Origin of the sequence: Ferruginibacter yonginensis, assembly GCF_042651465.1 — a bacterium.
Classification (GTDB): domain Bacteria; phylum Bacteroidota; class Bacteroidia; order Chitinophagales; family Chitinophagaceae; genus Ferruginibacter; species Ferruginibacter yonginensis.
This window is the reverse complement of the sequence record NZ_JBHSCZ010000004.1, coordinates 45,212-58,018: the sequence shown is the minus strand read 5'-3', so window position 1 is coordinate 58,018 and position 12,807 is coordinate 45,212. Positions and strand designations below refer to the sequence as shown.

Below are 12,807 nucleotides of genomic sequence, written 5' to 3'. Positions count from 1 at the left end.
GGCTGTTTTCTTATAATTTAGATTGTAAATTGTAATAATGTTATGAATGTAGAAGCACTTCGTTTATATGCATTGGGGAAAGAAGGGGTTATAGAAGAATGCCCATTTGGACCACAAACTTTGGTATTTAAATTACACAATAAAATGTTTTTATTGTTGGCTTTGGATGCTATACCCTTAACGATGAATGTAAAGTGCGACCCTGATGAAGCTATTGCATTACGAGAGCAATACCCTGATGTTGTAATACCTGGTTATCATATGAATAAGCAACATTGGAATACCGTGTTACCGCAACAACTTAATAGTACGTTGGTTAAAAAAATGATTGATGATAGCTATGCATTGGTTAATAAAAAGACTGGTAAAAGCAATAAAAAATAGCTGAAATTAGGTTGATTGTTGATGGGCTGCCGGATAGTAGCGGCACCGTAACCGCTGCGGCGGTGGAGGTAAAGCGAATAGCCGGAACAAATGTTGATGGCGGCTTAAATGGCAACAGCCCCCATATTTTTTATAAGGCGTTTATACCAAACTCTGCACTAATTTTAAATTCGCCATAAATGGTTTCAATAGAATCTTTGTCAATGCTTTTGATGATTTTTTTATCAATTGCTTCAGACCTATTGATGCGTACAAATTGATTTTTATGTGATGGCGGTACCATTTGTGATAAAAAATGTTGTAATGAACCCCTCATTAATATGCTGCCAGTTTGTGATTTAGCACTAATTTTTACGTAGTTTTTTACTGCTTCTAAGTGGTACACATCATCCCACCAAATTTTAAACATTTTACCGCCTTGTTTTACAAAAAAGTAGGCTGGTGTTGCAGGTTCGTTAGCTTGTGGTACTTTGTTGTTATTAAAATTATCAACCGCAATTTGAATGGCTGCAAATAAACTAGCTTCATTAATTGGTTTTACTAAGTAAGCTGATGGTTTTACTGCTGCAGCTTTTTTAATAGTATCAACATCGCTAAAAGCGGTTAAAAAAATGATTGGTTTATCGCCATTTGCTCTTAATGCTTGTGCTACTTGTATACCGCTTTTTGTATCGATACCGTTGCCTAAGTTAATATCAGTAATCAATACATCGAAAGTGGTGTTATTAATACTTTGAATAGCGGTGTTGTAAGTATAGCAAACATTGGCTATGTTATAACCAAGGTCTTCTAACTGCATTTTTATGTTTTGGGCAATGAGGGCTTCATCTTCCACAATTAGTATATGTATATTATTCTCCATCACTTAAAGGAATTTGTAAAGTGTAATCGAAAATATTTTGTGGATTGGTAGTGAGTTGTGCATTGAGTTGGCTGCAAAGGAGTTGCACAATATCTAACCCGAGTGATTTTGTAATAGGTTTTTGTGTTTGTGCTATACCGTTATCATGATACTGCACTGTAATTTGATTGTTACCGTTGTAAATGTTGATAAAAAGCTCAAGGTAATCGTTAGTTGGCTTAGCGTATTTTACTGAGTTGGTGATCCATTCATTAATGATAAGCCCTAAAGGGAAACTAATTTTTTGCGATACTTGAATGGATTGTATTTGTAAGTGATTGATGATTTTTTTTTCATCGCCCAAAAGGTTAGATACATTGGTGACTAATAGTTGCACATACTTATTTAAATCGATGTTATCTGTTTGCTCCATTAACTGTTGGTGCAGGTTAGATATGCTTTCGATACGAAGGCGAATACTTTGCATATTATTTTTTACCTCATCAGTATCGGTATTACGCTCTTGCATGTACACCAAACTTAAAATAATTTGAAGGTTATTTTTAATACGGTGGTGAATTTCTTTATTGAGTAATTCGTTTTGTAAATTTTTTGAGGCTAAATCTTTATTTGAGTTATAAAGTTGGTTTCGGCTTTTTTTAATTTCTTTACCACGTTGGTATAAAAAAATGGTAAGGGCAGAAATGATGAGCAGAAATAATAATAATACAGCACCATAGGTATTTCTGGTTTTTACTTGCTCTTTGCGTAATTCAATTTCACGTTGTATGGCGCTATTTTCAATTTGGTTGATGGTTTTTTGCATGCTCAAAATACCTGTTGGGGCATTGAGTTTGTAAAATGTTTGGCGATTAAGATCGCTGTATAATTGCCATTTATTGGTATTGTTGGTGGCTCTAAATAATTCTCTTAAGTTTTCGATGTAGTAATTACTGTCGCTTATATTTTTGGTATTTTGTAATACTTTTTCAAGCGAATCAATATAAGGGGAGTGGGTTAATTTATCATTGTATACGGCTAACCTAGCTTTTGTAAGGTAATAATGGTTTAGGTAATCGTAGGTTTCGGGGTCGTTTTTGATATCGATTTTGCTACTAATATCTGTTAAAATGTGTGTTGCTAAATCATAGTTTTTTACTTCGGTACAAATGAGGGCCATTTCAGTAGTAAAATCGAGTGTTTTTAAAATACTATCTGGCAGTACTTTAATTTGATTATACAACTGATTAATGGTATTTACCGTGTTAGCACTATCATGCACTTTATCATACGCATGTGCTACCAAATGTTTTAAATATAAAGCCCTGTACAACCTATCGGGTAATTTTTCGTAATACTTTGCAGCTAAGCTGTAATAGGCAATGGTTTTTTGAGGATCTTTATTCCATGCATCGTATGCTCTGCCTAAGGCAAAATAACTGGCGCCAATAAGTAAAGTATCATTACTTTTTTGGGCTATTTGGTAGGCCGAATCGTAAAACAACATGCTTTTTGCAAAAGCTTCGTAGCCTGATTTTTCAGCATATACTTTGTTGCCTTTTACAATATAATTTACTACTTGGGTACAATCTTTTGTGTAGGCGGTAGGATTGCTCAGTTTGAGCGGTTTTTGTTTGCAGTTACTCAATAGCACTACTAACAACAATGGTATGTAATATTTTATGGGGGTCAAAAACTTAAAATTTATACAAAGATACCACCTCTATAGGCATACAAAAACTTGTTCGACCTCAAAAAACGGGCATTCGCACTCATTTATTTGCAATAGGTTTTTGTAGCTATTATTTTCGCTTTGGTTTTTCATAGGGATATTGAATTTTAAAACGAGGGAGCATTTCTATGCACCCTTTTTTTTTATAATGATGAATGATGAATGATGAATGATGAATGAAGGTTTGCAGGGGGTAGTTCACTTTTTGCAGAAGGTAGTTCACTTTTTGCAGGGGGTAGTTCACTGTTTGCAGGGGGTAGTTCACTTTTTGCAGGGGGTAGTTCACTGTTTGCAGGGGGTAGTTCACTTTTTGCAGGGGCTAGTTCACTTTTTGCAGTGGGTAGTTCACTGCTTGCAGGGGGTAGTTTACTTTTTGAAGGAGGTAATTCACTGTTTGCAGGGGGTAGTTCACTGTTTGCAGGGGGTAGTTCATTGTTTGCAGGAGGTAGTTCACTGTTTGCAGGGGGTAGTTCACTTTTTGCAGGAGGTAGTTATTCGTTTTTATTGTGTGGTTTATATATTAAAGCGGTAGTTAGTGTAACTACCGCTTTTTTAATTTTAAAACTTTGCTCATTACATGGGTGCGGCCCTAAAAGTTATACCTTTTACTTGGTTATACTGTTGGCTAGTGTTACCAAATAATGCTTTTATGTACAACTTAATATCATTAGCAACAGCTACTATACCGGTAGTAGGGTGGTACAATACCTCGTTACGAGTAACCCTAGCATTACTGCTGTTGGCTTGCATTTGTACCACTTCATTGTTTTTTGCTACTAACTCAGCAATTTTACTTTCAAAAGTGGTGCTGCTGAGTATGGCTTCATTTGGGCTGTAGCTGGTTTCTTTATTTACAATTTGTAAAAGGTTATTGTAATGCTCAATCATATTATCGAACGATAATCGGCTGGTGCTGTTAACCTTGGGTGTTGGTAAATTAGGGTCGGTAGGTGCTGTGGGTTTACTACTTGCCCTTTTGCCTCTTAGTTTTCGCATAATGCTAGCAGCATCGGCCAGGGTTTCTTTTGATGCTTCTGATGCTTTGAGGTTGTTAAGCACTCGTAAAGCATACGCTTTCATTTCATTAAATAAAGCTACCCTTTCGTTTATGCTTTTGTTTAAAGTACTTACCGTGGTGCTTACGGCATTAATGCTGTTGGTGCCCTCTAACAATTTTTGCTGAAGCTGCGGCAGCTTCATAACTGTTTTTGAGGGGTTGTAATTGGTGCCAAAACCATTTACATAAGTGATGAGTGTACTAAAGGCTGCTACGTTTTTTGCATGCCCTGTCTCTGATGTACTTGCCATAGTTTACATGTTTTTATGGGTGATTAAATAATTACGAATGAGTGTGTGTGGTACGCTTTAAACAGTTTTTTTGGGTGATTGAATGTGGTATAAATATAAATTATGAGTTATGAATTATCATTGAGGAATGCACAATGATGAATTTTGATTTATGAATGTTGATTTATGCATGTTAAATGTTGAATGAGGAATGATGAATGCAGAATGATGAATGCAGAATGATGAATGCAGAATGATGAATGCAGAATGATGAATGCAGAATTATGAATGATGAATGTTGAATGATGAATGAGGAATGATGAATGAGGAATGTTGAATGATAAATGAGGAATGATGAATGTTGAATGATGAATGATGAATGATGAATGTTGAATGATGAATGTTGAATGATGAATATTATGGTTTCATTTATGGGGAACTGATGGTGAAGTTTAGTGGGTATTATAAAGCTACCTGCGGCAAAAAAATTGGAGTTGTAAATAATGTTAGCCGCATTTCTTTTTGAAAAAAGCGGTGTATACCAATGACCCGATACCCTCTATGGAATAGTACTACTGCTTTACAGCTATATATTTTTTTTTGGCTGCTATTGTTGTAATGGCTGTTGTGCATAGGTGGAAAATTTTATTTAACCATATGCTTATACATAGGTAGGTTTGTGAGTAGATGAACCAAAGCTGAGTGATGGAATTATTCTTCTATTTGGTTTAATATCCAATTTATCCAACCTGTTATTGTAGAAGCTCTTCTGTAAAAGGTAGAGTCTGATCCAACTTTATGTAATTTCGAATGTTTCATAATTTCTACAATCTCATCTTTAGTTGGCATTTCACCATTATCAAGACAAATTTTTAAAGTTTGCTTGAATGCTGAATGTGATACTATCAGTTTAACAAATTCACTCTGTCTGTCAATTATAGATAAATTAAAAACTCGTTTGCCTCTATCAGTCAAAAAGCAAACAATTTGTCCGTTTTCTCTTCCAATTTCTAAAATACCTAAATACTTACCTGCGTTAGAATAATAGTCAGTTTGCCTTGAATCAAAGTCATAGTTTTGAGTAATTTCTTCTTTTGTTATTGTTCCTTTTTGTTTTATAAGTTCACAAAGATTAATTACTCTTTCAAAACTATCAGCTTGTGGAATTATGGATATTTGGTTGCACTATACAAACTTTAGACTATGTATGAAATTTCTTTTGCAATCCAATCCTTAATATTTTTTTTCCAAAAATCATTTGAGTTGGAATAATTGGTTTTTTCAATCTCAATACTATCAATGCCATCACAAAAGCCAACTTCGTATGCATTTTTTACCAATTTTTCCACTTCTTCTAGTGTAAATATATTTTCCATTTGTTTTTAATTAAAGATTACCTATAGTATTTAATTCATACATCTTAGTGTGTAAGTCTGAAACAAATTGATAGTCAATAAATTTAATTCTATTTTTTATTTCTTTGAATGATGAGTAGTTGATTTTTTTTATAAACTCCTCATTTCTGAGTTTAGAACCTACTATGTAAAATTGAGAGTAAAAATCCTGTAAGTCGTTAAATTTTAAAAGTGAGTTCTGTATATCAGTAGAATGCTCTACTTCAAAAACGGATGAAAGTAATTTTCTTTCATTAAACCAAATAACATCAATTGTTTTCGCTCTATTAACCAATTCATCATATGAGAAAGCTAACATTTTATCTAATGATGAAATTTCACCTAAAGTCTTTGTAAGAAACAACTTATTTTTATCTTGAGCAGGAACGTAAGTAGACATACCTTTCATGTTTCCAATTTCTAAAAGAAGTCCTTGATAATATGAATGATTGAATTCTACGAACTTTTCCGGTAAATTTGAATTTGTTTCTTCTGCTATAATACCCTGCTTTTCGAATTTGCCTTTGTATTTTACGAGAGCATATAACCCGGGCTTAATCTTGTAAATATTTTTATCTAGCTGTACTATCCTTCTTATACTTGCATATGGTGTTTTTGTTTTCCATTCGCATTCCTTTACTTTAAAAATTTCTTGATTTATTTGTCCCAGTGTAGCAATCCCACCAAGGCTTTCAATTGTATTAATAACTGCTTCGTATTGTTTCATATTTTAAGAAGCTAATTTATATTTGATTTCACCACGATTTGCTGCGTCTGAATTTATAGCACGGCTAGCTTTTACAATACTAATTCTATAGTCTTTATATTGGTCTTTTATGAAGTCAGCTGATGAATTAGAAAGTAGAAATTTTACACCACGAGCAGTTAAATCATCACAAGCTTTTCTAAGTTCAATTTGATCGTACATATTCCAACCACCTTGTACATAGCCTGTAAAGTTTGAACTTTCTGAAATTGGATGATAGGGGGGGTCTAAATAAACAAAAGATTTTTCATCTGTTTGTTTTAGTACATCTGAATAATCGCCACTATTTATTATAATGTTATTGGAATTTAAAAATTTATTTACCGCTTTTAATGTTGGTTCATTAATAATATTAGGTTTTTTATATCTTCCAAAAGGTGCGTTAAATTCACCTGCATTATTTACTCTATAAAGCCCGTTAAAACAAGTTTTGTTAAGATAAATTATTCGTGAAGCTTTTTGAATGGGTGTTAATTGGTTAAAATCTATTGTTCTGTCTAAACCACGAATTTTATAAAAATATTCAGGGGTATTATGGTGCTGTTTTAAATCAGTAATGAGTTCGTTTAAGTTATTTTTTATAACATTATAAACATTAATTAGTTCTGCATTGTAATCATTGATTATAGCATTTTTTGGCTGCAAGTGGAAAAGGACTGCACCACCACCAATGAATGGCTCTACGTAATTATAGGTGCCAATATTTTTAGGCATTAATTTAATTATTGAAGGCATAATTTGTCTTTTGCCACCAACCCACTTTAAAAAAGGAGTAACTAATTTATTTTTATTCGCCATTTTTAAATATTTCCGTGCTAAACATTTTAGTATGCAATATAATAGTTTTGTATTTAGGTAATCAAATTTATAATAACTTTTTATTGTAATGTATGTTTTAAAACACAGGTTAACGCAACTTACTAATTTGATATTGGGTTACCTCCCAAATAACCTAGGTATTTAATAATTTGAAATTTTCAATTTCTAATGGTAAACTGCCTGCTTTATAAAAAAATAAATTGCAACAAATAATAGAATTAAAAAACTATTTGGACTCAAAAAAGAAAAACCACCATTTGGAATGCTAAAAACCAAATATGCTATTTTAAGTGTGGTTAGTACAGCACAATATTAGTTTACAATTTTTGGTTAGATTATAAATGTTGTAATTATTTTACTTTAATAGGTAACTTTTTAAAATAGCGTTTATATTTGCTTTTAGGCTATTAAAAATACTGCGTTAGATTGCAAATCTGATGGCGAGGGTTTTAATAGCCTTTTTTATTTTGTTTAACTGAATTAGGAATGCAGAATTATGAATGCAGAATGATGAATGATGAATGTTGAATGTTGAATGATTTAATTACGAATGAAAAATTACGGATTACGTTTGAAGTATGTTAATTATGAATAATGAATTAAGAATGTATTTTTAAGTTGTGTGACTGTAATTTTTTTATTGAAACTCCAGCAAAGCAAAAGGGCTGTTTGCAACTTGCAAACAGCCCTTTTGCTTTGTAACAATGTTGTTATTTTATAAACTGTGTAGTTTCATTAATGGTATTGCCTTTAATGCTGAGGGTGTATATACCTGTGCTGAATGGTTGTACTGGTATGGCTATATTATTATTACCTATGGTGATGCGTTTGTTTTGTTGGTAGCAAACTTTGCCGGCGGTATTAATAATGGTAATGTTTACATTTTCAGCAACGCTGCTACTGATTTGTACTTGTGCTTGGGTGGTAACAGGGTTAGGGCTTACCACTACATTTATTTTTTTATTGCTGAGGGGTAATGCTTGTGTGCTGCTGTATTGTACGGCACCATCAACATCAACCAATTGAATACGGTAAAATACTTTGGTGCCGGTGAGTGTACTAAAAGCAGCATCAGTAAATTGGTATTGGTGGTTACCGCTGGTGTTTTGTGTAGGTAGTGTACCTATACTGGTAAAATTGCTACCATTGGTGCTGCGTTGTACCTCAAAACGTTGGGTATTTATTTCGTTGGTGGTGCTCCAAGTAAGTAAGGCGTTGTTTTGGTTGTTTTGTACGGTAAAGTTGGTAAACTTTAAAGGTAGTACACCGAAGGTGCCTGAGGTCATAACAATAGCACCAGTTGTTGAATTTGCAACCGCTACAAATAAAAAATTATTATAAGTAACATCAAACCAAACCCCGTTTACGGGAACCCTTAACGTCCAATTAATACCGTCAGGGCTTGTCATAATATTGTTGGTGGTTAGTGAGTTTGCCACAGCTACAAATAAGCCATTGCCAAAAGTTACACTCCGCCAATTATTACTTTCAGCTGCGGTACGGGCTGTCCAAGTAATACCATCGGGGCTTGTCATTACTTGGTTGGTACCATCACCTGAAACTGCTACAAATAGACCGTTACCAAAAGTTACATCACTCCATACATTATTTTCGGCTGCTGTACGAGCTGTCCATGTAATACCATCAGGGCTCGTCATTACCCTATTGGTACCATTAACTGAAACGGCAACAAATGTGTTGTTGCCAAAAGTTATACCAAACCAAATATTGGCAGCAGCAGGAGTACGGGCTGTCCAGTTAATACCATTGGGGCTTGTCATTACTTGTCCGTCTTGCGATACTGCTACAAATAGACTGTTGCCAAAAGTAACATTGCACCAAAGAGCGTTGCTTGCAGCGGTACGGGCTGTCCATGTAATACCATCGGGGCTTGTCATTACTTGGTTGGTGCCGTTTGTTGCAACGGCTACAAAAATACCGTTACCGAAAGTTACAGATAGCCAACCATTATTTTCGGCAGCGTTACGGGCCGTCCATGTAATACCATCGGGGCTGGTAAATACTTGGTTGGCTGCGGCAGTATTGCTAGAAATAGCTACAAAAACGCCGTTGCCAAAAGTTACACTTGTTAACCTAGTAGAAACTGGTATGTTACGCACTACCCAATTGGTGCCGGGTGGTTGTGCTTGTAAGGTGTTAAGGCAAAATGTGGTTACAATAAATGCAATGAAGAGGGTTGTTTTTTTTAGTAAAGGTGTAGGCATGTTTTAAGGAGTTTAATGCTTGAGGGGCAAAAATAAGAAGGAATGAGGAATTTTGAATGAGGAATGAGGAATGATGAATGAGGAATGTAGAATGATGAATTATGAATGATGAATTTTGAATGTTTAATTACGAATTAGAAATTACGGATTATAGGGGAGGAGTTAGGAATGATGAATGATGAATGTAGAATGATTAATTATGAATTTTGGATAAGTAATTAGGCAAAGGGTTTGGGGAAGTGTGCTGTTCATCAAACCAAAAAAAGGTGTTTTATGTATTTGACATGAAACTAAAATTATATATAAAGGGTTTCGACCTCAAAAAACGGGCATTCGCACTCAAAGTGGTTGGGTGGTATGTTAAAAACAAAGAATTTTGAACAATATTATAAACAAGAAAAAAAATATTATGCGCTCTTTTTTTAAAAAATTATTATTTGCTATTAGTGTAGTGATGGTGGTACAAGCTAATGCACAGCAAACGCTTGACCAATCAAACACCACATTTAGCACCAACACAGGGCTTAGTCCTAACAGTGCTGCAGGCCAAATTTTTAGGGCCGGTATTACTGGTAACTTAACACAGGTTGATTTTCGCTTATTTAGCACTTCATCAGCCGCAACTAATAATTTTAATGTAGTAATTTACAATGCTACTGCAACTAGTGTAAATACTGCATCAATAGTATCAACCACAACATTTAGTAGCACTGCAATTAGTACTTCGCCGGGTTGGTATAGCATGCCTATTACTACAGCTACGCCACTTATTGCTGGTAACTATTATGCTGTTGTTATTAATAACGCAAGCACTAGTAATACGCTCATATATGAATATGAGACTACGGGTAGTTATGCTAATGGTACGTATGTTTTTAATGTTAGTGGATTTACGCCTTTAAGTATTAGTGCATCATCAGATATTGCTTTTAGAACTTATGTAACACCACCAGCACCATTATCAAATGTGGGTATTGGTACACCTACCCCCAATGCAAGTGCTAAGCTTGATGTAAGTAGTACTACCCAAGGTATGTTGGTACCACGTATGACGGCAGCGCAACGAACCGCCATTGCTTCACCAGCCACCGGTTTAATGGTATACCAAACTGATGCACCTGCTGGTTTTTATTTTTATAATGGTGCTGCTTGGGTACCATCGCAAACGGTGCCAGCTGGTGGTACAACAGGGCAGGTACTCACAAAGGTAGATGCAACTGACTTTAATACACAATGGGCTACGCCTCTGAGTGGCGGTGCAAGGTTAGAACTTAGGGCTACCAAAAATACTACTCAAACTTTGGTTCTTTCAACATCTGCATCGCCAGATCTTGTAACCTATGAAAGCGTTGTTACAACACCTACTTTAGGAACTTATGCCAACAATGCATATACCGTTGGAACGAACGGTGCTGGATTGTACTTGATACAGACAAGAAATTCTATGGTTGATAATGCTACACCTAATAATACATTAGGAGCTTATAACTATTTAGAAGTTAATGGTTCGGCATATGGTTCTTTCAATAATATATATCCTTCCTTCGTAAGTAACGTGAGCATTAGAAGTGCTACCAATAGTGCAATTCGCAGTGGTACACAATATATGTTTTTGGTATTTTTGAATGCAGGTGATGTAATTAGAATTAGAGCAACTGGTACAAACAGCAGCACTCCACAGGCTTTGAGTAATGATGGAGGAACGCAGCTAATGATTGTGAAGCTGTAGGAATTATGAATTATAAATTAGGGATGATGAATTAGGAATTATGAATGATGAATTAGCAATGTTGAATTAGCAATGTTGATGTTTTTTATTCACACTAATCAATAAATAGAAAATTTTGGTGAGGCGATAAAATTAGGCTTTTGTACAAAAACGCTTTCAAATTTGGCTCAACACAAAACAGCTTTTTTATAACATAGTTTAAAAGCACAAAACAAATAATATGAGAAAAATATTTTGCACCATTGTAAGCTTCGTAATCGCTTTAACGGCAGCGGCTCAAAATGAGTTGGTGAATAATGGTAGTGTGCTACAAATTAGTAATGGTGCAGTAGTACAAGTAAATGGTAGTTTTATCAATAATGCTACCAGTAGTTTGGTAAATGATGGTACGCTTACTGTAACAGGTAATATTACCAATAACCAAGTAATGGCAACGCCTAACGCAGGTACATTGCAATTTAATGGTACTATGGCACAAGCATTAAACGGTGCTGCTACTTACTTTGCCGAAAATGTAACCATTAATAATGCAGTAGGTGTAACCTTAAATACCGCATTAAGGGTTGATGGTATGTTGAATTTTACTAATGGTAAAATTGCAGCAGCAACGGCAACTACCCCAGTAATATTTACAAGCAACGCAAGCCACACAGGTGCAAGCAACAATAGTTATGTAAATGGTTTTGTTGTAAAAGAAGGTACAGGTGTATTTAGTTTTCCTATAGGTAATGCACTGAATTACCAAAAGGTAGATGTAAACCTTACTGCCAATAATACTGGTATGCAAGCAAGGTATAATGCAGCGGATGCTGGTACGGGTACATTTACAAATACAGGCACTGAAACCACTCCATTGGTAAGTTATAATACCAATGAGTTTTGGGATATTACGCCATTGAGTACAGCAACTGGTACGGTTACCGTATTTTGGGATGGTGTAAACGATGTTTTCCCTAATGCAGTAGCGCAACGCAAGGTAGCACATAAGGTAGGCACTAATTGGTTAAATGAAGGTACGGTTGGTACTGGTACTGCAACAGCAGGTAGTGTTACAAGTAATAGCATTAGTACTTGGAGTCCTTTTGCATTGGGTAGCACAGTTGCCGTATTGCCCGTACGTTGGTTAAACGTAACGGCTAGTTTAAACGCCACTAAACAAGCGGTGGTTGGCTTTAGTGTAAATGAAAACAATGTGATACAATACAGCATTGAAAAAAGTAACGATGCTCAAAACTTTACGGCTATTGGTACGTTGAGCAGTAGGGGTAATGGTGTACATAGTTATCAGTTTACTGAAAATAATGCTTTACAAAATACTAGCTTTTATAGAGTAAAACAAACGAGTGTAAATGGTAGCATTAGCTACTCAGCTATTGTAAAACTATCAGCAACTAATAACAACAATATGAGTGTATTCCCTAACCCTGTTAGTACTATGGCAACAGTAAGTGGTGCAACAGTTGGCGCTACATTACAATTGGTAGATGTTACTGGTAAGTTGTTACAGAACATAAAGGTAACCAACCCAACTTTTACGGTCGATATGAGTGGTTATAGTAAAGGTTTGTATTTGTTACAAAGTAATAACCAAGTTATTAAAATAATGAAAGAGTAAGCAGTTAGTCAATTA

Annotated in this window: 11 protein-coding genes; 3 read left to right on the top strand and 8 right to left on the bottom strand. The window is 34.9% G+C overall.

Annotation, left to right across the window (positions count from 1 at the left end; genetic code table 11):
• The first annotated feature begins 42 nt into the window (after nt 1-42).
• Nucleotides 43-384 carry an MmcQ/YjbR family DNA-binding protein gene (locus ACFOWM_RS12720; protein ID WP_379710737.1) on the top strand — a complete coding sequence of 114 codons (342 nt, stop codon included), beginning with the start codon at nt 43-45 and terminating at the stop codon, nt 382-384.
• 130 nt (nt 385-514) lie between these two features.
• Here the strand turns inward: ACFOWM_RS12720 and ACFOWM_RS12715 are convergent, their stop codons facing one another.
• The 8 genes from ACFOWM_RS12715 to ACFOWM_RS12680 form a co-directional block, all read right to left on the bottom strand.
• On the bottom strand, nt 515-1,246 hold the full coding sequence (locus ACFOWM_RS12715) for a response regulator (protein ID WP_379710735.1): 732 nt from the start codon (nt 1,244-1,246) through the stop codon (nt 515-517).
• Entirely contained in the window at nt 1,236-2,918 is a 1,683-nt protein-coding gene (locus ACFOWM_RS12710) for a sensor histidine kinase (protein WP_379710733.1), read from the bottom strand. Before ACFOWM_RS12710 ends, ACFOWM_RS12715 begins: the two co-directional genes overlap by 11 nt.
• Before the next feature lie 612 nt (nt 2,919-3,530).
• On the bottom strand, nt 3,531-4,265 hold the full coding sequence (locus ACFOWM_RS12705; protein WP_379710731.1) for a hypothetical protein: 735 nt from the start codon (nt 4,263-4,265) through the stop codon (nt 3,531-3,533).
• Between the two features lie 690 nt (nt 4,266-4,955).
• Nucleotides 4,956-5,381: a DUF7226 domain-containing protein gene (locus ACFOWM_RS13945; protein ID WP_449267379.1), complete on the bottom strand. Its 426-nt coding sequence runs from the start codon at nt 5,379-5,381 to the stop codon at nt 4,956-4,958.
• Nucleotides 5,382-5,440: 59 nt separating this feature from the next.
• Entirely contained in the window at nt 5,441-5,620 is a 180-nt protein-coding gene (locus ACFOWM_RS12695; protein WP_379710727.1) for a hypothetical protein, read from the bottom strand.
• 10 nt (nt 5,621-5,630) lie between these two features.
• Nucleotides 5,631-6,365 carry a hypothetical protein gene (locus ACFOWM_RS12690; protein WP_379710725.1) on the bottom strand — a complete coding sequence of 245 codons (735 nt, stop codon included), beginning with the start codon at nt 6,363-6,365 and terminating at the stop codon, nt 5,631-5,633.
• 3 nt (nt 6,366-6,368) lie between these two features.
• A complete protein-coding gene (locus ACFOWM_RS12685; protein ID WP_379710723.1) occupies nt 6,369-7,202 on the bottom strand; it encodes a DNA adenine methylase in 834 nt (277 codons plus the stop codon).
• Nucleotides 7,203-7,933: 731 nt separating this feature from the next.
• Nucleotides 7,934-9,448, bottom strand: coding sequence for a T9SS type A sorting domain-containing protein (locus tag ACFOWM_RS12680; protein WP_379710721.1), 1,515 nt, complete (start codon nt 9,446-9,448; stop codon nt 7,934-7,936).
• Nucleotides 9,449-9,824: 376 nt separating this feature from the next.
• Between ACFOWM_RS12680 and ACFOWM_RS12675 the strand changes: the two genes are divergently transcribed.
• Both ACFOWM_RS12675 and ACFOWM_RS12670 read left to right on the top strand, forming a co-directional pair.
• On the top strand, nt 9,825-11,177 hold the full coding sequence (locus ACFOWM_RS12675) for a hypothetical protein (RefSeq protein WP_379710719.1): 1,353 nt from the start codon (nt 9,825-9,827) through the stop codon (nt 11,175-11,177).
• 220 nt (nt 11,178-11,397) lie between these two features.
• Complete coding sequence (locus ACFOWM_RS12670; protein WP_379710717.1) at nt 11,398-12,792, top strand: T9SS type A sorting domain-containing protein; 1,395 nt, start codon at nt 11,398-11,400, stop codon at nt 12,790-12,792.
• The last annotated feature ends 15 nt before the right edge of the window (nt 12,793-12,807 follow it).